The organism is Anaeromicrobium sediminis (assembly GCF_002270055.1).
Lineage (GTDB): Bacteria > Bacillota > Clostridia > Peptostreptococcales > Thermotaleaceae > Anaeromicrobium > Anaeromicrobium sediminis.
In genome coordinates this window covers 355524-380605 of sequence record NZ_NIBG01000002.1, presented here as the reverse complement: position 1 = coordinate 380605, position 25082 = coordinate 355524, and the positions used below count along the sequence as shown (strand labels likewise).

Sequence of the window (25082 nt, the reverse complement as noted above, 5' to 3'; positions counted from 1 at the left end):
TTAGTTTTCAAAGTTCAATTTGTTTCGCCGTCGTTTTGACAACTTAACTATCTTAGCATTTATATCGAAGACTGTCAAACATTTTTTCGAGAAAATTTATTGACTGTCTTGGCGACAAGATATATACTATCACATCCAGAATACCTTGTCAACATTTTTCGACATACTTTTTTAATTCTTTTTAGTAACCCTATCTATCTCTCTAGTTATTTTCTAAGTTTATGCTTTAGAAACCAGCTATATAGCTCAGGATTATCATATGTTACTGTCCAAGAATCATGCTCTAGATCTGGATATATGGTGAATTGCACATCCCCTCCACATTCTTTTAACGTATCCACAAGAATTTGAGATGATTCAATTGGAATTATTGGATCTTTAGCTCCATGGAAGACCCACACGGGAGTGTTCTTAAGATTTTTAACTATTTCTCTATCTTCCAGTCCACCACAAATTGGTGCAATCGCAGCAAACTCCTCAGGATATTTTGTTCCCAATGACCATGTTCCAAATCCACCCATACTTATGCCTGTAAGATAAACGTGGCTTTCAGCAATTGAGTGTTCTTTTTTTATAGTGTTTATCAATTGGTATAAATCATCCACATGCTTAGTCCAATAAGATTCATCAGGACATTGAGGTGCCACAACGACAAAAGGAAATTCCTTATTAGTTTCTAGCAACCTAGGTAATCCCTCTTTTTTCACTAGATTCAAATTATCCCCTCGCTCACCCATTCCATGCAAAAACAAAATAAGCGGCCATTCTTTGTTATCACTATAATCTTTAGGTAAATATAATAAGTAATTTAAATTATCATTCTCTCTATATACTTTTTTATATTGGCTCATAACATTCCCCTTTGTAAAATCTCTCATTCTCTATATTACATGTCCCAAAACTATAAAAGCCTAGCCCTTTATACTATTTATCTTCTCTAATATAATTCCCATATGATAGAGGTATAATAAATGTTTCAATTTATCTACTGTCCACAACCTAATTTAATATCTACTTCATGTTTGATTTTTTTAACCCAAGACCTTTCCAAAATTCTTCTGGATACTCTAAACTTTCAGGCATCCCTATCCATCCTTCTTTTAGATTTAGTTCATACCCCTCTTCAAGTTTATGATATTCAACAGTGTTGAATATCATCTTATCCCAATCGCCTAGATATTCCAAATCCCTTAACTCATCTGGATAATTACTATTTCTAACTTTATGTAATTCTATAAGAGCAATAGCAGTTTTAAAATGTTGATCACCGAATTTCGCATCTCCCTTTTCTGTAAACATTTTTGGGAAACATCCTGCCATTAATATCATGCACATTAATACTATAGCTATTACATAACTTTTCTTCATGCATACCTCTCCTGCCTATCATAAATCTATGTCATATTTTAAAATTATCTTAATCTTATTGTTTTAGTTTCTATAATAGTATATACCACTATATTTATTTTCCCACTATATCTGTATTTAATAATTCCAACTCCATTACTTCCTCTAAGTAATCATCTAATTCCATTTCGGCAGATTCGTACAGTACATGACACATTTTATATTTTTCATCTATACTTGTGTTTGTCATTTCCTTTTTCACTATTCCCTCTAGTTCACATGTTTTTATTGACCATCCAGATACCTTATTCTTCTTAGTCTTTGGATTTTTATATTTATGTATTTTAAAATCACCTATATCCTTAATCTCCTTTTTTCCTGACGCTTTTCTAAATATGACAACTCTAGTGCCCGTATATTCATCAGTATCCATCTTGTATTGATGAATAAAATGAACATGAGAACGCCTTCTGTTAGAATACATACCTTTCCATTCCCCCCTATTATAATGTCAACTATATTATCTTTTCGTCTTTTAATAAAAATTCTATTATTTTAAACATAACCCTCTTATTTTTTATTAAAAGCCATGTTGTTGTAACCCCAATCATAAATTTAACTAAATTCATTTAATCTCAATATATTAAAAACTATATACTACTTATGAAATTATTAATAAAAAAATACTCTCGTATGTCACGAGAGTATTTTTTCTATATCAATGTTATTATTCTTTTTCTAAATTTCCTACTACGAAATTTTGTGGTCCCATAACTCCAGAGGCTACTTCATACTTATCAAAGAATATTACTATTTCTCCATTTTCTTGTACATAAAACTTTCTATCCTCTTTAATTTCCATATCCTTAAAGTAATCTAGATCATATTTTAAATCAGGATTCTCTTTTACCCTATCTATCATTTGCTTTTCTACTTTTTCTTTTATCATCTTAGCATAGTTATCGCCTAAAACGTCTTTAATAGTTATATCTTTTCCAGTTTCTAAATCAGTGTTATAAAAATAAACTTCATTATATGCAGGAGCTAAAGTTTGATATTTTGATATTTCAAAAGATATTATATTCTCTGATGAATAGTGTAGTTTGTAATCTACTGTCATCTCTACTTTTCTATATTCTTCTTCTTTTCCACCTGTTGCTAAGTAAGCTTCCTTATATTCCTTATCTAAGATAGCCTGTTCTTTTACAATTTCATCTACTTTTTTCTGTATAGTTTCATTTATTTGATTTTCGATTTCTTTGTTTTCCACATCACTTACTGTTGGTATTTTTACATTTCCCTTAGAAGTTTCATTATCTATATTATATTCTCTAAAGGTAACCATCTTAGCTAAATTTCCTATGACAGGAATTTTGTATATTTCTTGTGCTAAAACTGCACTTGAATTTACAGTTAAACCAAATACTATTACTAGGGAAGCAGCCATTGTTCCTACTCTTTTATATATTTTCTTATCAAATCTTTTCATTTTTATCACCTTATTATCCTTTTTTCTTTTTATTGCTTTATCTATCACGTCATCCAAGTTCTTAGGTATCTGGATGTTTTCATATATTTTATTAAGTTCATTTAACTTTTTATCCATTACGCTTTACCTCCCATAATTGATCTTAATTTATCAACTCCTCTTTTAACTTGAACTTTTACCGTATTAATATTCATATTTAACATATTAGCTATCTCTTTTGTCTTCATTTGCTTCATATATTTTAGGATTATGACAGTTTTGTATTTATCCGATAACTCATCTATGGCATTGTAAAGATCTAGTATTTCATCCTTATCTATCTCATCTTCTGTCATGTTTTCTAAAATATTAGTATCATAAACTATGTTTTTATTTTTTCTATTTGAGGCAATACTTTCATTTATAATTATTCTATAGAACCATGTTTTCATATATTTTCTCTCTCTTATTTTACTTAGAGAGTTAAGGCCTTTGTATGTGGCTTCTCCTATTATATCTAAAGCTTGTTGCTCATTTTTAACATAGCTATAAGCCACTTTGTAAAAATCTTCTTTATTCTCTTTTACCATTTTAATAAATTCTTCTTCCAGCTGGTTTGTCATTATTCAATTTCCCCCTTACACTTATTAGATAGAGTTTAGATGCAAAAGGTTTCAAAAAATATTATTTTATTGAGTTTTTTATAAAGTTATTTTTAAATTTCCCTATATAGAAAAATTTCATGAAAAATATATAGTTTTCATCTTTCCTTATACTAGTATTTGGTACAGTTCATCTTATTCTCCAATATATCTTTTCAACGCAAAACAAAATGAGCTTATTTTTAAGCTCACTTCTTCAATACTAATTAAATTTTAAACACAACAAAAAGCTTTTATTTAAATTGTTCTTTGCACTTTGAAAAACATATCTTAAATTTATACCTAAGTTTATATTTTCTAGTTATTAATTACAGAAGCATGTGAAAAATAAACTTTTTGTCCTCAATGTATACTTGGTATTGTCCATTATGTTTATCTAAAATGGATTTTACTATAGCAAGTCCAAGACCATTTCCACTAATCTCTTTATTTCTTGATGAATCCATAACATAAAAAGGATTGAATATATTTCTTAGTTCTTCCTCTTTAAATTCCTCATTCACTCCATTTGAAACTTGAATATCTATTCTATCATCTTTTTCCCCTAATAGAATTGTCACTTTTTTATTAGTTGTATACTTTATAGCATTAAAAATAACATTTCTCATGACAGTTTCAATCTTATCTTTATCTGCATAAACTTCACACGCTTGTCTATTATAAACCTCTATAGATACTCCTTTTTCCTTAGTAAAAACTTTAAACTCCTCCAGAATTTTAGAGATTATTTCCTCCATATAAAAGTGGCTATAAGATAGTTTCTCTTGCTCCAGCTTTGATAAGTTAAGTAATTCACTAATCAAGTCAGCTAATTTGTTTGTCTCTCTAATAATACCTTCAACATAAGTTCCATCATCTAAATCATCCTGCATCCCATGAGCATAAATGTTAATCAAAGACAAAGGAGTTTTCATTTCATGAGAAATATCAGAAATCAAATTCTCTAAATGTTCATTTTTCATGTCTAATTCTTTTAATGTGTTAGCCAAATTGTTACTCATTGTGTTAATACTATTTGCCAATTCCTCTAGTTCATCACCAGTCTTTACTTCTATATGGGAAAATTTTAGATTTGCTATCTCTTGAGATTTATCTTTAATCATCTCTATAGGTTTTGTAACTCTTTTCATATACCACCATATGAAAGCGATTAAAATAATAAGTGTCCCACTCCAAACAAATAGATTTATTTCATTAAACACATGTATAATATCTTTTGAATCAGGAATAGTTTTTCCTATAACAATTACCTTTCCTTCTTTTAAGAAGAACCTGACTAGTATTCTAGATTTTAATACGCCTTGGTCATACAGTCTATCAATTTTCTGTCCCTTGCCTAGCTTCTTTATGGTATTTTCAATTAACCAGATCCGATTTAATGTTAATTTTTCCTTATTTAATCGATAGCGAACCTCTTCATTAAAATAGCTCTCGTCTTCATGATAATCAAACCATATAATGGTCACATCGTACTTCTTCTCCATACTATCATTTTCTTCTGACAATTTATTGAAGTCTAATTCTTTAATTTCATCATAAACTTTATTTAAAGTAGAGTGGTTTTTATAAATTAAATAACGTTCTACTAAATAATTATTGATTAAATAGGAACATATAAAAACAGTGCTCATAACAAGTGATACAATAATAAAAAGTCTATAGCTTAATCTATTGTTTCTCAGCATTTATGCTATACCCCATTCCCCTATGAGTAATAATAATCCCATTGCCAATTTTCTCCCTAAGTCTTCTAATATGTGTATCTAATGTTCTATGACTTCCTTCATAGTCATATCCCCATACCTTATCTAATAATTGTTCTCTCGATACAATGTACCCCTTGTTACTGAGGAGTATGTGTAACAACTTTAATTCCATATTTGTAGCATTAATATCTTCACCATCTCTAAATATTTTTCCCTTCTTCATATTCAATTTAACATCTTTAACTGTTAACCAGCCATTCGTAGAAAGTAGTTTATTTACTCTTGCAATAAGAACTCTTGGATCAAATGGTTTCCTCACATACTCATCTGCACCTATATTAAGGGCTGTCAATTCATCATCAGCCTGACTTTTAGCTGTCAAAATCAACACCTTCACATCACTATTAGACTTAATTTCCTTACATACTGATATACCATTTAAAACTGGCATCATCCAGTCCAAAATTACTATGTCTATCTCTTCACTATAAAAGATATCTAATGCTTCCTTGCCATTAAATGCAGTAAAAACAGTATATCCTTCTTTCATGAAATATGATTTTAATACTCTGCATAATTCTCTATTATCCTCAGCAATTAATATCTTCATTATTGTGTTCCTCATTTCTAACTTAACTATTTTTACATAGCATTATACAATACAAGTACACACGAAGGCAATATAGCAGTATGCCTTCATGTGTATTTTATAGTTGTTCATGGCTATTTATTCATTTCATTATGGTGTATAAATCTGTCTAGTCTCGTCTTTCATAATATAAATCTCCACACTTTCCCCAGGGATTTTACGCCCTTCATGTACAAAGCCTTCTGATTTATAATTAGCTATTACTTCTACTTTATCACCAAACTTTGTTTTCTGTACTAATCGATCTTCAGTTAATATTTCAAATTCACTTAATGGCTCAGTAGCAGTTATTTCATGGATCTTTGAAAATACACTATAGTATTTTGAAATGAATTCTCCGTGTTTTTCAAGCTCTTCTAAATTCAGATTATATAATGGTTGCACATTATATAGCAGTTCTGTAAGTGCATTGGTAATAATCTGATTGGAAAACTTCAAACTTCCACTTCCCCAATGTGATGTTGTAATAACTGAATCATGGTACACTGTTTGATAAAGGGGTAATCTAAATTCAGGCTTATAATAAATGTAACCATACTTCTCTTTCAATGGTACTTGCTTAACAAAAACCTGTGGTCCTTCCATTGGCCAATAGTTTCCTAGATAAAACTCTGAGTCACGATTCTTTCTCATATCTGCATCTCCCCATGCTATAACAGGTGCCATCATTCCTTGGGCGAAATGAATTGTATCTGATAAATAAGAATTTCCTCCTTCTGACCCCACAACCAAACCATATTCATCAATCATCCACTGAAGTCTTTCTTTTCTTGCATTTGCATCATCTTCTTTGCTTGCAGGGTGCAGTGGATTATAATCTTCGTATAATTCTCCTGCAGCGTCACAATCAACGAACCAAGAATTAACTGTTATACTATCCATAATTTTTCCCATTCTATTTTTTACATATGGCATGGCCGCTAGTGGACTGACTTTTCTTCCTATACGCTTGAATCCATCAAAATAGCTCCCATTTTTTCTCATTATCCCTCCTGTTTCCCACAGATTTTTATCAAATTTAGCAGTATCCCACTTTTCAATTCCTGGCTTATGCATACTATGATAAGAATCATATGCACCGATTAAGTAACCAGCATCAATTGCTTTCTTAGCTACTGACTCATTTAACATCCAGTTTTGAGCCATATTATCCCCACTAAGCCATGCTTTTTTGATTCCCAATTCTTGCAGCTTATTTAGCATTTTTGTTGAAAATCCATTACCTACATCTTCAAATTTAACATGAAAATATTCTTCAAACCCTTCATAGAAGAGACGCAGATTCAACTCATAAATCTCAGTATCACTTAAATTTATTAGTCCTTTATTAAGAAGGCTCTCCACCTCCTTACTCTTTCCTTGGCTCTTAAACACTGATTCTTCATAGAAATCTTTTCTTTTTAAAATACCATTAATATCTCTGATTATTGTTTTCCTACCATATTGATCTACATAACCATCATTGCTATACTGAAAAATGAGATTCTTTGTCTCCGATTCCTCTGGAAGCAACTCCCATAATCGCTTTGATATAGACATACTATTCTTACTATTATTAATTTCTTTTACAAAACCTAACCATCTTCCAATATCCCTTGTATCAAGAACACCACTACTCCACAGATAAATCTGCACCCCTCCATAAAGCTTATCTAAGTCTTTAGCTTTCTTACCTTTCTCCTCCAAGGATACGAATTGATCTGTTTCCATTAAGTATTCTCTATATACTTTTGCAGGCTTTATATAATCATTCTCATCAACAACAATTTCGTATGAAAACTCTTTTATATGGTGATTACTAGTGAATTCATGATTAATACTAAATCCTAGATTCTCATTATCATCTGTAAAGACAATTTCATTGTTGTAACCATTTTCCATAATATAGGTATACGTGTTTAATTCATTCTTGATACCTACAAATGGCATAGACAAGAACTCCAGTGTATCCCAACTCTCATGCTGGGTGAAAAACGTTCTAAATATTTTATCCTTTTTCGGTATATACTTGCCTTCATAGTGTGGCATAATATATGAGTCAAAGCCTTTTGTTGATTGTACTCTTGGCCATGTGAAGCTCATTTCTTTTCCTGTAGAGAAATGGATGTTTAGTCTGTTATCCTTTAGCGAAACATTTACTTCTACAGCCTCATCTATGATTTGAAATTTAACCCCTTCTTCAGTAGTTTTTATTTGGCTCACGTTATAGTTGCCCACTGGGTCCGATAAACTAACCTTATTCTCATTATTATCAATATTAATAACTTCTAAGTTTTTTGCATCCATGCAAATTGACATCCTACTATTGCTTAAATAAATTTTATTTTCTTCTACGAGTACCTTAGTTGCCTCCTCTTTTCTCTTATCTACTCTTAATATATTTTTATCCTTTTGCCCATGAACATCTTTGTTATTACTTATTGCTGTAGAACCGCATCCTGTTAGGAGTGTAAGTATAAGGATGCAACTAATTAAATTTTTATATTTCATCTCTAATCCTCCATATTGAATAATCTATTGAAAACAGTATAACCGTCCTAGGTTACATGAATGTTACAAATAGTACTAACTAATATAATAAATAAAAAAATACCCTACTATCTTTTATTAGGAGGGTATTCTTTGTAAAACTCAAATTCTTATTCATAGGCCAGAATTAACTTTCCCAGATTGTATATATTACTATATCTCTATACAAAATTTGTGAAATTCCTTCAATTTTTCCCTTAAATAGCTCTCTCCTACTATTCTTTATGTTCATTCCTTTTTATTACTTCTCTAATTAAAAAACACTAAAAACTTAATAGATTGTATAATTAGGATTATTTTTTAGAATACTTACAAAAAATAAGATTCATAAAATAGTAAATAATACTAAAAAGAGGAGTATTTAAAAATGACTATATATTTTACAATCGCATTTAGAGTTGTAACTATTATGCTTATTTTATTAATATCAACACTCATTATCTCTGGAAGACGTACCCTTGACCAACTACCAGTATTTGATTTTCTCACTATTATTGTTATAGGTGCCATTACTGGGGCTGATATTGCAGAGCCAAAAGTTCATCATTTTCATATCACTTTTGCCATTGTCATGACCTACTTACTTCAAAAGTTTCTAAACATAATGCACTTAAAATCAATTACCTTTAGAAGATTAACCACCTTCCCTCCCATAATTTTAGTTCAAGATGGAAAAATGATTTATAAGAATATAAAAAGTGTTAAATACACTATAGATGAAGTTCTAATGCTTTTAAGGCAAAAGGACATTTTTAATATAAGTGAAGTGAGATATGCTATTTTAGAACCAAATGGAGAAATTTCTATATTACGTAAGAATTCTGTTCAGACCTTATCTAATGAAGATATAACCCATAGCATGGAAGATGTTAATCTTAGTTATACAATTATTCTCGAGGGTAAATTACAAGATAGAAATTTAGGAGTTATTGGTATAAGCAAAGAAGAGACCCTAGAATTAATTCAGAAAGAAGGATTTAATGATTATAAAGAAATTTTCTTTGCTTCAATGGATAAGAAAAAGAATATCTATATTTCACCCTATAATTTTGAATGGGACCATATTTAGACCTCATTAGTTAATCATTGATTATGTAAAAGAGATCAGGCCAGAATAAGCAACAAATACTCTTATATTTCTTATTTATTCTAGCCTTCCCATTTCAACATATGTTATAAAAACAAAATGAGCCTATTATTTAAGCTCACTTCTTTAATATTAATTAAATTTTACACACAACATAATCCCCTTTAGTTCTATTCACCCTTTAAACTCTTTTTCATGTTTCAATCACAGTTTTTAAGTAGTATATAGGTCATATGCTATAATTTGCTCTGATTTATTAAATCCTCATATTTTCTTTCTTTTTTCTTCCAATCTATATATGCACCTATAGTGCCTCCAATGAATCCTCCTATAGTAGCACCCCATATACCTGTTCCTATATATCCTGTTGTAAAAAACTGAGTACCTCCAGTAAATACAAATCCTCCAGTACCTCCACAAAGGCCAATTAGTAACATATACATAACTATTCCATATTTTCTTATCTTACTCCACCGATTCAAAAACTTCTCCTCATACATAAAGATTCCCCTTTCACTAAAGCTATATATCTTTTAATTTACTTATTATTTTAATTTTATCCACTAGTTGGGACTACCCTTTGTATATTTAAGAAATCCGTCCTCCATAATTAACTCTATCATTCTTGTTTCATTTAAATATTCAACATAGGACCTTAACATTTTTTCCATTATGGCATATTTATATATGCTTTTTACACTGATATTCCAATTTTTAATAACAGCCTTCATAATATCTTCCATTGTCATAGTCCCATCTATCACATCATATACCCTTGCCGCTCTATTCTTATAGAAATCTATATTATCAGTTATCAGTTTTGTAATATCATTATATATGCCCTTGTGTGCCACTACATACTTGCTACATCTTAAGTCATAAAGCTTTTTTTTGCTTTTCAAATCTTCTTTAAGTATAAATGCGTAGGGCATTTTTGCCCCTTTCATGACTCCATAGCTTATGAGGGCATCTCCTACATAAGCAACATCATCGGGAGTGATAATGCATATATGCCCAGGACTATGTCCAGGTGTATGAAGAATTTTAAATTTAACATGGCACACATCTATACTATCTTGGTTATCCAAAATCATAATATCTGTTTTGCAAACCATATGTCCAAAATGATCTGTTACATCAGATAATGTCTGTCTATTATAATAAACCTTTAGATTGACAGTCGAGCTGCAAATAAGAGCCTCATAGGCTGACATAGCAACAATACAATTATATTTTTTCTTAAAATATGCAGTATTTCCTATGTGGTCTATATGGGCATGACTGCATACTATACCAACTACCTTAAAGTTGTTTTTTTCCAAAAGCTCATCTATTCCTTCTCGCTCTCCTTCTGCCCACCCTGAATCCAACATAATAATTTCTTTATCATTAATCTTATAAAAAGGGATGTATGTCATTCCAGTATCAATACAAAATGTATTTCCCTTCACTTGTTTTATGTCCATATATTTCCTCCGAATTTTCAATTTTTTATTAAATTATTAATGAAACAAATGAATATAATCCATATACAAATAGATAGATCATACTGCTAAATGTTCAGCATCATGCATATTAATCCTATAACTATTACATAACGTTTCTTCATCCATATGCCTCATCCTTATCATAACTCTGGGTCATATTTTTAAATTATCTTAATAATTGCTCTACTATTATTCCTTCAAAAATCCATTCTTCCATATTATAACATTTCAAGTGTATCATTTATATATTACTATACTTTTATGATTATAACTATTTTTTATTCTTTGTTTAAATTTCCTACTACAAAATCTTGTGAAGGAAAGGACCGTTCATCTTCTCCCTAACATGTCTTATTTACAAAAAAATAAAATGAGATAGCTGTTTATAGCATCTCATTTATTTAACTTTTAATAGGATATCTTCACTATTCATTTACCACGATTAACTGTCCCTAACTTACACCCTACAACATATCTATTTTTCAGTGTTTATAAACTCTTCTTTAATCTCATTTAATAATTTATCATCACTTATAATCTCTACTGCAGTTAGAACTAGTGCTTTTATAGTTTTTAGCATTCCTTCATATGCTTTAGGTTTATTTGTAGCTTCTGCAAATTCCTTAGTATGAGCTACAATATTTTCATCACTTATACTAAAATATGGATGAATTGTTGGGCATACTTGACTTACATTCCCTGCATCTAACGAGCCATAACTTTCTCTAGGGTCATATACATTTTCTACTCCAACTTCATTAAGCTTTTTAGTATACATATTTGAAAGTATTTTATTAGTCACTAAATTATCATATGATACTTCATAATTAGATATATCTAATTGTGTCCCTGCTGCAAGGGATGCTCCTCTAGCACAATTTTTAACTTTTTCAACAAGTTCCTTTAGATACTTTTTAGATGTTGCTCTTACATAAAACTGGGCTATTGCTAAATCTGGTACTATATTAGCAGCTTTTCCTCCTTCAATTACAACTCCATGTATCCTAGAATCAGATTTTACATGCTCTCTTAATCCATTTATATTATTAAATGTATTTATGACTCCATCTAGTGCATTTATTCCTTGTTCTGGACAAGCTGCAGCATGAGCTGATTTTCCTCTAAAGGTAAATTGTATTGCTTCCATAGCTAATGATTTCCCACTTTTGTAGTGCTTATCTCCAGGATGTGCCATCATTGCTATATCTACATCATCAAAGGAACCATTATTGACCATATGTACTTTTGCTCCACTAGTTTCCTCAGCTGGAGTTCCATAGACTATAACTTTACCACCTAGGTCATTTATTAGCTTACTAAGTACTATTCCTGCTCCTGTACTAGTAGCCCCTAAAATATTATGGCCACATCCATGGCCTATACCAGGCAATGCATCATATTCTGCTAAATAAGCTATAGTAGGTCCTTCTTTCCCACTATTAAAAGTACCTTTAAATGCAGTTTTTATATTCATATACTCCTCTTCAACTTTAAATCCATACTTTTTTAATAATTGAACATGAGCATTGCATGATTTCACTTCTTCATAACCTAGTTCAGGATTTTCTAATATAAAATCACTTAAGTTTATTAATTCTTTTTTTATATCATCCAATACATTATCTACTCTATTTATCATGTTAATTCCCCCATTTTGAAAGTTCTTGTCTTCTTATGACTCTACCTACTCTATTTTCAATAATTATATTATTTTTAACTGTAATTTTACCATTTAATATTACAAAGTCTATACCGCTTGGTGGTTCTGTAGGATTTTCAAAGGTAGCTTTGTCTATAATTGTATCTGGATTTAGTATTACTAAATCAGCGTCTAACCCAATCCCAATTTTTCCTTTATTATTAAGACCAAGTCTTTTAGCTGGTAGTAATGTCATTTTTTTAATAGCCTCTATTAAGTTTAGTTCTTCTTTTTCTCTCACATATCTTCCTAATACTCTAGGAAATGTTCCTGCACCTCTAGGATGACCTTGTCCTTTAGTATAAAGTCCATCACTTGCAACTAACACAAATGGAGCTTTAATAGCTTCTATAACTTCATCCTCATTCATGACAAACGCTACTACTATCATGTTTGGATGTTCTTTTCTAACTTTATGAAATAACTCTTCATTGCATACTTTCCCTCTATAAGGCTCTTCAGTTAATAAAATACTATCATATGATTTGTTCCATTTTTCAAAACATCCCTCATCAAATACTGCTGAACCTATAAAAGTGCTAAAAGCATCATATGGGTAACAATCAGCTTGAACATCTACCCCTTCATCAATTGCTTTTTTTATTACTTTTAAAAATTCTTTCATCATACCCCTATCAATACAACTTCCTAAGTGTGATATTTGCATAGGAAATTTTGTTTTCTTTGATATTTCTATCATTTCTTTTATGGATTCTATGGATTTGTCACCATCTTCTCTATAATGGGCTGATAGAATCATCTTTTTACCTTTTGCTCCATTAATAACTTCTATTATCTCTTCAAATGTAACTCCTGGACTATATTCTAAACCAAAGGATATTCCTATAGCCCCTTTCTCTATTGCATCATTAACCAATCTTTTCATTTCTTCTATTTCTGATACTGAAGCATTTCTATATCTATCTTTTATGCCCACTTTATTCCGAAGAAAATTATGTCCAACATAAAGCAAGTAATTTAATGGAGAGCCGTTATAATCTATAAAATCAAAAAACTCATTTATATTCTGCCTGTTGTTTCCACAATTTCCACCTACAGCTGTAGTAACTCCCATAAGAAGCATTCTATTAGCTATGTCATATGAATCACCATCAGGACTATGACCAATAACTTCCTCATGCATATGTATATCAATAAATCCAGGTGATAAAATTTTCCCTTTTGCATCTATCACAACATTTGCTTCTTCATCACAATCACCAATTGATACAATTTTTCCATCTTTAATACCTATATTACTTAATACAAGATCTTCTGTATTAAAATCAATTATTTTTCCATTTATAATTTTTATGTCGTACATAATACCACCTCCTCTAAATCTATCACTTTAAAGTCTTTAGCCTATTTATTTTAATTTAGACAGGGCTTAAGCCCTGTCTAATTATTTTAATTATAAAATTTTCAACCTACCTTAGAATAGATAAACTAGAAAGGCCCATAATTAGTTGCATTTGCAATAATTAAAAATGCGGCTCCTGTACCTATCCAAATTAACATTAATGGCCATAAAAATTTAACCCATTTTTCATAAGATATTTTAGCTATTGATAATACTGCCATAAGTGATGCTGATGTTGGTATTATAGAATTTGTAAATCCATCACCAAATTGATAAGCAGTAACTGCAACTTGCCTATTTACTTCTATTACATCTGCTAACGGTGCCATTATTGGCATAGTAGCTGCTGCCTGACCACTGCCTGATGGTATGAAGAAGTTTATTATGATTTGAACTATATACATTCCTATAACCGCAATAGATTTTGGTAATGTCTTTATTCCTGAGGCTAAACCATTAATAATCGAATCTATAATTAGACCATCCTGCATTACTACTAATATACCTCTTGCAATACCAACAACTAATGCTCCAAATACTATAGATTTAGCTCCTACAACAAATTCCTGAGCTATCCTACTAGGTCCTAATTTGCCTAAGAATCCACCAATTATGCCCATAGCCAAGAATGTAGAACCTATTTCTGTTATATACCAACCTAACTCAAATACTCCATATATTATAAATCCAAATCCAACTACAATAGTTAATAATACTAAATGATGTCTTTTTTCCATCTTTGGTATATTTGATAAATCTATAACCTTATCTTTCTCTTCTATCTCAAGACTCCTAACTATACTCTTTGTAGGGTCGCCTTTAACTTTATTTGCATATCTTATAACATACCATGTAGTTATAATAAACATGACTCCTAGTATTACAAGTCTAAAGCCTATACCTGAGAATAACGGTAATTCAGATATTCCCTGTGCCACTCCTACTGTAAATGGATTCATAAAACCAGAAGTAAATCCTACAGCTGCACCTAAAGTTATCATTGCCGTTCCTGTTATTGCATCATATCCTAAAGCTCTTGCAAGGGCTATTCCTATAGGAACAAAGACTATTACCTCTTCGGCCATGCCAAATGTTCCACCACCTACTGCAAATAATCCTATAAATATTGGAATCATAATCTTTTCCTTACCTTTAAGTCCTACTGCAATTTTTCCTATTCCCGCTTCCACAGCGCCAGTGCCCGTAATTATTTGGAATGAACCGCCAACAATAAATATAAAGAAAACTATACCTGAAGCGGCTTTCATTCCATTAGGTACTGATTTGAACAAATCAAAAAATTTAGTTGGATTTTGGTCTACACTATGGAAAGAAACAGGATCTACAACAGTTCTTCCTGTAGCCTCATCTTTTACCCTATCAAATTCTCCTGCAGGTATCACATATGTTAATAATGCCATCACAATAATAACTGAAAATAAAATAACGTAGGTATGGGGAACTTTAAATTTTCTTTTGTCCATAGCTTTTCCACTCATAAAAAAACCTCCTCATTAATATTTAATTTTCTTAAAAATACTATATTATTTAAATGATTTCTGTTCTACTTGAAGGACCTTTTTACTGATAAGTTCTAGGGCTTTAATATTTTATCCCCTCCTTTTTAGATAACTCAAATTTTTTTAGCATCCCCCCTCTAAACTAATAATTTGCTAATTCTTTTAGCTCCATTTATCATGGTCATTTTAACCTTTTCAATATCTTCTTTTGTAGTGCTACTTTTAATAAGAGCTGATGCTATAGTTCCAATAATCTTACCATTAAAATTAAACACTGGTGCTCCTATTCCAATAAGTCCTATTACATTTTCTTCATCACTAATTGCATACCCATCTTTACGAATTTTTTCATACTCCTTAAGTAACTTTTCTGGATCTGTAATTGTATTTGGTGTGTTTTTTACTAATTCTGTAGAATACACTATCTTTTCTAATCTTTCTTTAGGCTCATAAAAAGCCATTGTACACTTTCCGTATGCTCCACAATGAATTGGATAGTATTGTCCTTGCCTATATCCCATTCTTATTGGTTGATAAGTCTCTACTTCATAAATATTTATAATTTTTTCACCTTCTAATTTAACAAAGCCAACAGATTGATTTATATCTAATGCAATATCATTAATCATATATCTTATTTGGTCATAATTATTAACATATGAAGCTCCAATATGATATGCAGTAGGTCCTAAACAATATTTTTTATTATAAGGATTTTGTAAAACTAAGGATTCATCTTTTAAAATATTTATTATCCGATGTACTGTACTTCTATTTATTTGCAGTTCATTACTTAAATTTAAAACTGTCATTTCAAAGGGTTCTTCTGCCAACCTTTTTAGAATATTTATGGCTTTATTAATTGAAGATATTTTATCATTTATCATATTCCTCTCCTTTTTTGTTCATTATGTGAACATGTGTCTACTGTGTAAACTTTTATGTTATAGATATATTCAGTACTTGTGAAGAATATCCGTTTTTTCTGAATTCTCTATGTTTTTTATCCGTAGGGACAGTTCATCTTGGCAATATATATTCTTTAAACTCAAAAAATAATGGTGCTAGTATCTAGATAAATACTGACACCCCAACATTTGACATACAGCCCAAATAAATTATATTTTTAAACATCAAAAAACCGTATTGGATAATCCAATACGGTTATATTTATTGGCGGAGGTGGAGCGTATTGTATCGAAACCACAATTTCTAAAATTAAACTATATGAAAGGTTTAATAGTTTAATAAATTATTTTATTATTATCCAAACTTCCATTAGTAAATACTTCTGTAAAATCAGGTATACTTGATATGATATTAATATCTTCCACTTCATGCTTTTGTCTTTTGCTTTCTCTATCTTTCATCTGTTCGAATCCTGCGCTTTTACATTCTAATACTGCCTTATAAATTTTTTGCACCATATCATTAATTGATATAAAATTACTCTTAAAATGATTCAAATAAATGTTTTTATACTTACTAGGAATTTCGTCCTCTAATTTCCATAATCTTATATTTCTTCTTACCAATTTATCAATCATTTCTTGACTACCAATTTTATCATTTTTACTACTATTACATGTTCTATGTGCTCTTGCTAGATTCCATAATTCACAAGAAAAAATATATGAAAAAGGAATTAAATGGTCTAAAGTCTTATCTTTATATATTTTCTTGTTACAAATGATACATGCATCTCCTTCTAACACTGCTAAATTATCAAATATATCATTAAACTTACTTGTAGTTCTATTAGGTTTATCAAGACTAATTTTTTGATATAATCTTGGAATTAAGTTGAATTTTTCTGTAAATTTAACCCATTGCCCTACAGTAATATCAGTTAGCAATTCTTTTCTAGTATTTATTAGATTTATGAAATCTTCCTTTATTAGTAATACTTTTTTATTTGAATCATATAAAAAGAAATCATTCTCACCACTATTAGAATAATCATAATAACTCTTTCCTTTTATTTTCTCTGCCTTTTGCCAGCATGGTAATGTATAATAGAAAAAACCTTTATTGGTTGTTAATTTTGTAGCAACTAATGGGCTATTAATTATATTTGTAATTTTTTTAGGGTTAATCAAATATACTGACAAAGCATTTAAATCTTCTTTAGACAGCTTTTTTATATTGCTAATGTTCCCATATACATTTTTTAAATATTCTTCTAATATAGTTATAACTATAGGAACCTGATTGGGGTTATTCGACTCATTAATCTTGTATATAAAATGGTGCTTAAAATAAATATCTGCTACCTTTCTTATTATTTCTTCATAGTAAACTCTTCTATTATTATTAATTGTTTGTATAAGTGCTAACCCTAAAGCAAATTTATATGAATTTTGATTTCTAGAAATTGCTTTTTTATATTTTTCTAATGTTAGCTCACTATTCATTTTGTGTTTACTCCTTTGTAATTCAAAGTTTTTCATTAGTTGAAAATATATTGAACATTTTATTATTATTTTTTTCTCGTTTAACTTTTATATTCGTAAAAATAATGATTTTTATATTTGATAAATAATTAATCCATAAAATCTTTCAAATTATCAAAAACAAAAACCGAGTAACTTGTTGGCATATGCCTATAAATTACTCGGTTTTTGATAATTTTCTATCTATAAATTTTAGAATTGTACTTATTTTAAGATTTAAACTTCTAAATTAAATTCATGCTAGAATAGTTGACAACCTTGACTTTTAAATTGTTCTATATTCTTTTCTAGTTCTTTTTTCTTATTCCCAATAGCATTTTTTACTTTTGTTTTATGCCTTTTATTTCTTCTTTTAATATCTTCAATTTCTGATTGAGCAAGATATTCAGCTAGGCAGTTTATACATAAAAGCTTATTCGTTTTTCTACCCAAATACTTAAGATTTAAAGCTACTTCAAAATCCTTTAAAAATAATTGTTTTTCTTTATTTCTTTGACAGTTACAAACTTGATTGAAATATTTCTTTGCAATCTCTTCTTTAATTCCCATATAATCTGCAAACTCTTCTATAACTTCTTGAGTGGGTTCTTCCCTCACTCTTCTGCCTTTCCATCCATAATCTATAAATTCTTGTAAAGTACAATTTAAATATATCCAACGTTTTTTGGTTTTAAAGTTATTTTCTTGTATCTTTTCAAATCTTTTTATACGCTTTAAGAAATACTCTCTTGTTAAGATATCTTCATAAAGTGTACGATAAGGACATATTAAGCAACCACAACGACTATAGCCTTTTATATATATCTGACTAAATTCTAATTTTTTATCTAGTATATATAACCATATATCTAGTGTATTCCACTTTCGTATTGGTAATATACCTTTCCATGTTACAGGATAGTAATCTGCGTTATGTTCATCTATATATTCTGCTCTTTTTTGTCCTTCTACATTTCTCATACCCATAAAAAACAAATACTTCTTCTCCTGTTCTAACTTTTCTATAGTTGTTTCATGCTTATATACTCTACAGCAATTTCTGCCAAATACTGATGGTATAAAATTCTCTTGTTCGCAATACTTTAGAAATGCTACTTTAGGATGAATCCATTCAAGATTAGGAATTTTTTTCAAATGTATATAGTGTTCTCCAGCCTCATTTGAAGTGTTATTACAAATGGCTTTGATATTTGGGTTTGCACTGCGAACTAGATGCAATAATACAGTACTATCTTTACCACCACTTGTTAGTACTAGTGGATGGTGTTCATAATATTGATTTAACTTATTTGTAATGAGACTAATGCTTTCTTTCTCTAAATTTAATAGTTTATCGCTATATAATTGAATAATTTCATCCCAATTTAAAAGCTTACTTTCATCATAATTACAACTTTCTTTTACTTCCAACTTCATCTCTTCTCTATTAACTTTTATTTTATATAAAATTTTTGTTTTCTCTTTGCCTGTAAATGCCTTAATTTGCAATCGCTCCATAAAGCATTTATTTGAAGGTATTTCTATCCCTAGTTTATCTTTAAGATACTTTATTTCTTGTTCAAAAACAGGCCTTATGCCTGAAAATTTTCTCTTCCCCACTATATTAACCTCAATCAAATTTATTTGCCATCTGATTGAGGAGAATATTTTTCTAAGATATAAAAATCTGGGTGAAATATTTTACGGTAGTCTACCCTTGAATCAATGATAATTTTATAGTTTGATTCAAATAACGGTCAGCGTTGATGGGCATACATTAGCTTCCCTGTACCAACCTTTTTCAAATTGTAATGAAAAGGATTAATATAATTAAATATAGTGAGTGTATTGATTTTCTAATACCTTATTTTATAATTAAAGTTGCTAAGAATGTCTACATTTAGCAATTTATTAAAAACATACGTAATATGTTTGTCACCCCCTTATACACTGCTAAATATAACTTATTAATGTTTTATTGTAGTTACCTAAATTCCACTTCAAGTCTATATGTTTTTTATAAAAATTTTCTGTACTATCATTAAGTTTTTTTATATGATTTTCAATTACTCTACGTATTGTATCATCTAAATAACCAAATCTTAGCTTTTCCCAAGTCCAACAAGTAAAATATATAGTTCTTTGTTTTTTATTCCCTCTCATAGTTGTGTAATATATATCTAATGTAGCAAGTTCAGTTGCAATGAATAATGGACCCCAAAAACTTTTATAATGTTCTTCTACTAACTTATTTAGTTCCCTACTTAAGTGCAGCTCATTTTGAAATAAGTTACACAGTTTCTCTTTTAACGAAAAAAAAGAGTCTTTTTTTATTTTCGTCCTACTTCTAAACTCTAAATATCTATTCAGGAATTTTTCATCAACAATTGTTATTATACTTCCTTTATTTCTCACCTCTTTTATTATAGGATTAATATATTTTCTATAAGGGAATATTAAATTATATAAATTAACGAGATATATAAAATGAGAGCGTATGTTTTTGTAGTAACAAGAAATAATAATTTTTTTGCTCTTTTCATTGCCACGTATAGTGCTATACGAAAAAGTTATTTCGTAAATGTTGGTATATATTTCTACGGGTCCCCAGCAATTCTTTGGATGAACTTTGAAAAAGTTTTCTGGAAGATCATTATCTTCAAAAATTTTTTTTATTACTTGAGAAAGTTTTAAATTATCAATTTGTACTCCCCCTTACTCTTAGCTATTATAATTTAAACTACTACCTTATTATTTAAGTAAATAAAGACACGAGACCTTATATAGATTTTTTCTTTTTTATCGTTTGTAACTTTTTAAGAGATTCATTATAATAACTGCAAGTTTACCAACATCTATAAATTGATTTGATTGTAATACTTTTTAAGAATATCCATAGAATCTATATTATGAGATAACTCTATTAATTTTCGACTTTCTTTTTGTCTAATGTTTATATAATTTGATTCCTTTAGATATTCCAAATAGTAGTTTATTGTTTGGTTATCCATATTAAAAATATTTTTAACATTGTATGACAGATTTGACAAATCAATTCTACGAATATATTTACATTCACTTCCATCAATATACTTTTCTATTAGAATAGCTAGAAAAACCAAAGGATGTAAAATCTCTTTTTTTAAACTTTCTTTCTTCAATCTTCCTCTACTACCCTGAATAAAACTTAATAAATTTAACTTTGATAAAGAACAATAAAAGTTATCACTTATTCTGTTGTTTTCAGATACATATGTTTTAACTAAGCAATAATACTCAGCTTCTAATGTTCTTAAAGGCAATGTATATTTACTCTCATTTAGCTTTAAATCCCGTATCAAATCTTTAATAAAAATATCTTTTGAAAATATTGTTTTTTTATATTTATTAAAAAACCAATACCATGTTGTAGCAAACTCTCTATTTTCCGTTAACTTGTAATGCATAAACCATAGGGTTCCATATTCATCTAATAGTCTATCGTGCGACCATATTAAATCACCAAAATCAGTAAGTTTGTGATAACTAACTCCTCTATGTTTTTCTTCTTTCATCAGGCCTGTTGATTCCATCCAAAATTTAATAGATTTAACACTATTTGGTCCTAATCCTGTTTCATCCATAATAGTTGTATTATTTTCTAAGAATAATTTATTGTTTTTTTTAAAATTTCTTAAACCTTGATAAATCCAGTCTTGTCTCATACAAAATGTTTGATGCAATCCAAAATTCATTTTACTCCCTTCCCTCTTTGACATAAATATTAACTTTTTAAAGGTATTAATTAATAAAAAGGATATACCTCAGTGGTAAACAGGCCTATAATTACTAAATACTATTCAAAATATTTATTCATTATTACTTTAATTAAATTTAATACAAAGTTAAAAATTATAAGTATTCTATGGTTTTTTCTGCTTTGTACGTTGAAGTTAATAAAGTTAATTTCATAGTAATTATGATTCTACAATTTGATAATTAAGTAATTTTTCCATATGTTATATCGAATTAGAATATTATTATAAAAATTTTCTAATATAAAGATATGAACAAAAAACTATTTGACTCTTAGAATTCAATAACAATGTTTCTCAATACAGTACACCCAAAAGATACTTTTGCTATGCCTAGATAAATCAAGCTAGAGCACTATCCCTGTAGACTTGTCTCAGAATATGTTGTATAAATTACATACAAAATTATATTTAAGGTGGGGTAATATAAATGACTATTAGAGCTTACGCAAGGACGAGTTAAACTTCTCAGAATTTGTCAAGATATTTGAATCAATTAAAAGGATATGGATATGATGAACTATATCAAGATCAAGTTAGTGGTAAGGATATGAATCGAGACGCTTTACAACGCCTTATTATTGACTAAGAAGAAGGGCATATGGGATTATCAACACTTTTTAGGGCCCTTTTTTTATCGGACATCTTTATTCTACAGGGGTTAGGTAATCTAATGACCCATGTAACTTGTGTTTATTATACAAATTCACATAGTCAAATACCTCATATTTCAATTGCTCAAAGCTGTGAAAAATTCTATTGAAAACAAATTCTGTTTTTATTACTTTAAATATAGCTTCTGATAAGGCATTATCAAAAGGACACCCATTTTTGCTCAGTGAACGCTGGATTTTAAAGGTGCTTAATAGTTTATCTATAGCCTTATTTCTAAATTCATTTCCCCTATCTGTATGTAATATTTGTATCTCATGTTTTGTCTAATTAAGTATAACCTATCCAATTATTATTACGATGAATAACAAATAAAATTAACTTAGGGAATATAGTAAGTAACAAAAAATTATAATCCTAACAATCATAAAAACTCATATACCTATATAGCTAAATATAGAAATGCTATTAAATTTATAAAATATATAGAACCTTATTTAGTAATTGAATCTAAAAGGAAAAGGGCACAATTAATTCTTAATAAATATGAATCATTTACTCCTAGAAAAGGGAGATCTTCAGATGAGGCATTAAAATAAAAAAAAGAATTCTATGAAATAAATTATATTTCTGAACACTAAAAAACCGTATTGGATAATCCAATACGGTTGTATTTATTGGTGGAGGCGGTGGGACATATGCTCCATAAGTTTCCTTATAGTACTGACTATATCATGAACTTCATTGAAGTCCTCCGGCGTGTTATGGAAGCTTAGTTTAGTTTGTATCTTCCATCCTAGTACTGCTTATCTAATGACTTAGCAGCCTATGAGTCGATAAGGAGCTGTTGAATTTCTTCACATACCCCTCGGTATTAGCTTAGCATATCTTTATACCTTAGCCTTCACCGATAAAGCCAGATTTTCACCTATGAATCACTTCATAGGGCGACTCTTTTTGAATCGAACCCACGTCCGAAAGCCCTGCAAAAATAGTTTCTCCGAGTGCAGTCATTGTTTTAAATCTCGTAGATCAAAGCGCCCAATGACAGGCTTTTATCTCTACCAGCCCCAGTTAATCAACTAATAGGTCAAGGCAACCCCTAAAAGTAGTTCCCCACTTAAATGATGTTCAAGCCTAGATCGTGGGTCTCTAGGGTGAACAAGCAACTATATTAAGCTGCTAATGCGTAATTTTCGTTTGCGTTTATATTTATATCCCCAGTTTTTTAAGGCGGACCCCAAGGAAAAACCTCCACTCGCTGCTATAAGATTCAGACCCCCGTCGAAACCTGTACGCCCCCATGTATGGGAACAAAAGTCTTTAATAAGACTTTTGTCTATTTCTTAGTTCTTTTTGTATTCGACGTTGTGCATCCTTTTTAGCTATATCTTGTCTCTTATCATGTAGCTTTTTACCTTTAGCTACTCCAATTTCTATTTTTATTAAACCCTTAGCAGTTATATATGCTTTTAATGGAACTAATGTTAATCCATGTTGAGCAGTATAACCAATAAGTTTTGTAATCTCTTTTTTGTTTAAAAGTAGTTTTCTTGTTCTCATAGGATCAACATTGTATATGTTTCCCTTTTCATAAGGACTTATATTCATTCCATATATGAATACTTCACCATTCTCAATCCTTGCGAAAGCTTCTTTTAAATTAATTTTTCCAAGTCTTATGGATTTTACTTCCGTTCCCTTTAAAACAATTCCTGCTTCAAAGGTTTCTTCTATAAAATACTCATGTCTTGCTTTTTTATTACTTGCTACTAATTTTCCAGATCCCATTTAAACACCTACTTCACTACTGGTAATCGAATCTAATAATAACATAAATTCTGCACCTTGTCAAATTAGTTAAGAACAAATTTTCGTATTCCGTGAGCTACTCCACTTTCATCATTTGATTTTGTAATATAATCTGCATGTTCTTTTACATAATCATCTGCATTATCCATGGCAACTCCTTTGCCTACATATCTAAGCATAGTAATATCATTTTCATTATCACCAAAGCAAATAATTTCTTCCTTATCCACATTATATAATTTAGCCAATTGCATAATGGCACTTGCCTTAGATACACCCCTATTCATAACTTCTAAGTTGTTGTACCATGACTTACAACATTCTACTGTTGGCATGTCATCTAATTCTTTTCTTACCTTTTCCATAAGCTCACTATCTTCACTTATTAATTGAACTTTATAAATATGCTCTTCTAGATTTTTAGCACATTCATAACCATCTTCTACTATTATAATGTCTATTCTGTCTTCTTCCTTTTGCTCATCATTCCATTCAGAATACTTAAGAGAACTATATACTAATTCTTCTGTGTAGAATTTATCAGCCGTATAATAATGATAATATACCCCATGTTTTCTAGCTACTTCTATTACTTTTAATACATCTTCCTTTTCCAGGTGATTTTCGTATAATATTTCATCCGTTGCCATGTCCCTAACTATTGCTCCATTACAAGCTATAATTGGAGTTAGTAATCCTAGGTTTTTTCCATATACCTTAGCTGATGTATATATTCTACCTGTAGCTATGGCCACACGTACATTCTTATCTATTGCTTCTTTTAATGCTACTTTGTTTTCCTCTGTTACTTCATGATTAGAGTTTAATAATGTTCCATCCATGTCACTTACTACAAGTTTGTACATACTAATTTCCCTCTTTCCTTTATCTATTGTGTAATATTTAAAGTGGGAA

The 25082-nt window shown here is 29.6% G+C and carries 21 protein-coding genes, 1 other RNA gene and 1 pseudogene; 1 reads left to right on the top strand and 22 read right to left on the bottom strand.

The genetic code is table 11. The features are described 5' to 3' along the window. Positions 1–206 precede the first annotated feature (206 nt). From CCE28_RS04655 to CCE28_RS04620, 8 genes are all read right to left on the bottom strand, one after another. Complete coding sequence (locus CCE28_RS04655) at positions 207–851, bottom strand: carboxylesterase family protein (RefSeq protein ID WP_095131433.1); 645 nt, start codon at positions 849–851, stop codon at positions 207–209. Between the two features lie 160 nt (positions 852–1011). Next, entirely contained in the window at positions 1012–1368 is a 357-nt protein-coding gene (locus tag CCE28_RS04650) for a hypothetical protein (protein ID WP_207652851.1), read from the bottom strand. Positions 1369–1462: 94 nt separating this feature from the next. Further along, positions 1463–1831, bottom strand: coding sequence for a hypothetical protein (locus CCE28_RS04645; protein ID WP_095131431.1), 369 nt, complete (start codon positions 1829–1831; stop codon positions 1463–1465). Positions 1832–2074: 243 nt separating this feature from the next. Beyond that, entirely contained in the window at positions 2075–2953 is an 879-nt protein-coding gene (locus CCE28_RS04640; protein ID WP_095131429.1) for a DUF3298 and DUF4163 domain-containing protein, read from the bottom strand. Next, the gene (locus tag CCE28_RS04635) at positions 2953–3438 is read right to left on the bottom strand and encodes a sigma-70 family RNA polymerase sigma factor (RefSeq protein ID WP_095131427.1); all 486 of its coding nucleotides are present in this window, start codon (positions 3436–3438) and stop codon (positions 2953–2955) included. Before CCE28_RS04635 ends, CCE28_RS04640 begins: the two co-directional genes overlap by 1 nt. Positions 3439–3785: 347 nt before the next feature. Beyond that, positions 3786–5162, bottom strand: a complete 1377-nt coding sequence (locus tag CCE28_RS04630) for a sensor histidine kinase (RefSeq protein ID WP_095131425.1) — start codon at positions 5160–5162, stop codon at positions 3786–3788. Continuing rightward, on the bottom strand, positions 5146–5793 hold the full coding sequence (locus CCE28_RS04625; protein WP_095131423.1) for a response regulator transcription factor: 648 nt from the start codon (positions 5791–5793) through the stop codon (positions 5146–5148). Before CCE28_RS04625 ends, CCE28_RS04630 begins: the two co-directional genes overlap by 17 nt. Positions 5794–5922: 129 nt before the next feature. Continuing rightward, complete coding sequence (locus CCE28_RS04620) at positions 5923–8322, bottom strand: glycoside hydrolase (RefSeq protein WP_095131421.1); 2400 nt, start codon at positions 8320–8322, stop codon at positions 5923–5925. Between the two features lie 406 nt (positions 8323–8728). Between CCE28_RS04620 and CCE28_RS04615 the strand changes: the two genes are divergently transcribed. After that, positions 8729–9430 carry a DUF421 domain-containing protein gene (locus CCE28_RS04615; protein ID WP_095131419.1) on the top strand — a complete coding sequence of 234 codons (702 nt, stop codon included), beginning with the start codon at positions 8729–8731 and terminating at the stop codon, positions 9428–9430. 254 nt (positions 9431–9684) lie between these two features. On the opposite strand, the gene CCE28_RS04610 is transcribed toward CCE28_RS04615, so the two are convergent. From CCE28_RS04610 to CCE28_RS04545, 14 genes and pseudogenes are all read right to left on the bottom strand, one after another. Further along, a complete protein-coding gene (locus CCE28_RS04610; protein WP_095131417.1) occupies positions 9685–9948 on the bottom strand; it encodes a hypothetical protein in 264 nt (87 codons plus the stop codon). A gap of 63 nt (positions 9949–10011) precedes the next feature. Continuing rightward, entirely contained in the window at positions 10012–10914 is a 903-nt protein-coding gene (locus CCE28_RS04605; RefSeq protein WP_095131415.1) for an MBL fold metallo-hydrolase, read from the bottom strand. Between the two features lie 496 nt (positions 10915–11410). Beyond that, positions 11411–12574, bottom strand: a complete 1164-nt coding sequence (locus CCE28_RS04600; RefSeq protein WP_095131413.1) for a M20 family metallopeptidase — start codon at positions 12572–12574, stop codon at positions 11411–11413. Position 12575: 1 nt separating this feature from the next. After that, positions 12576–13958, bottom strand: a complete 1383-nt coding sequence (locus CCE28_RS04595; protein ID WP_095131411.1) for an N-acyl-D-amino-acid deacylase family protein — start codon at positions 13956–13958, stop codon at positions 12576–12578. Positions 13959–14083: 125 nt separating this feature from the next. Continuing rightward, positions 14084–15496 carry a YfcC family protein gene (locus tag CCE28_RS04590; RefSeq protein ID WP_095131409.1) on the bottom strand — a complete coding sequence of 471 codons (1413 nt, stop codon included), beginning with the start codon at positions 15494–15496 and terminating at the stop codon, positions 14084–14086. Positions 15497–15654: 158 nt separating this feature from the next. Next, positions 15655–16404 (bottom strand): IclR family transcriptional regulator, encoded by a 750-nt coding sequence (locus CCE28_RS04585; RefSeq protein ID WP_242972897.1) that lies wholly within the window; start codon positions 16402–16404, stop codon positions 15655–15657. A 357-nt stretch (positions 16405–16761) separates the two neighbouring features. Continuing rightward, a complete protein-coding gene (locus tag CCE28_RS04580; protein ID WP_095131401.1) occupies positions 16762–17931 on the bottom strand; it encodes an HNH endonuclease signature motif containing protein in 1170 nt (389 codons plus the stop codon). A gap of 279 nt (positions 17932–18210) precedes the next feature. Continuing rightward, positions 18211–19569, bottom strand: coding sequence for a phosphoadenosine phosphosulfate reductase family protein (locus CCE28_RS04575; protein WP_095131399.1), 1359 nt, complete (start codon positions 19567–19569; stop codon positions 18211–18213). Between the two features lie 333 nt (positions 19570–19902). Next, entirely contained in the window at positions 19903–20364 is a 462-nt protein-coding gene (locus CCE28_RS04570; protein ID WP_095131397.1) for a hypothetical protein, read from the bottom strand. A gap of 440 nt (positions 20365–20804) precedes the next feature. Next, positions 20805–21683, bottom strand: a complete 879-nt coding sequence (locus tag CCE28_RS04565; RefSeq protein ID WP_176461659.1) for a DUF4007 family protein — start codon at positions 21681–21683, stop codon at positions 20805–20807. 707 nt (positions 21684–22390) lie between these two features. After that, positions 22391–22675: pseudogene (locus CCE28_RS04560) on the bottom strand (transposase); the annotation flags it as partial. 638 nt (positions 22676–23313) lie between these two features. Further along, positions 23314–23650, bottom strand: a transfer-messenger RNA (tmRNA) gene (gene ssrA / locus CCE28_RS04555). A gap of 28 nt (positions 23651–23678) precedes the next feature. Then, positions 23679–24146, bottom strand: coding sequence for an SsrA-binding protein SmpB (gene smpB / locus CCE28_RS04550; protein ID WP_095131393.1), 468 nt, complete (start codon positions 24144–24146; stop codon positions 23679–23681). Between the two features lie 65 nt (positions 24147–24211). Beyond that, complete coding sequence (locus CCE28_RS04545) at positions 24212–25033, bottom strand: Cof-type HAD-IIB family hydrolase (RefSeq protein WP_095131391.1); 822 nt, start codon at positions 25031–25033, stop codon at positions 24212–24214. Positions 25034–25082 lie beyond the last annotated feature (49 nt).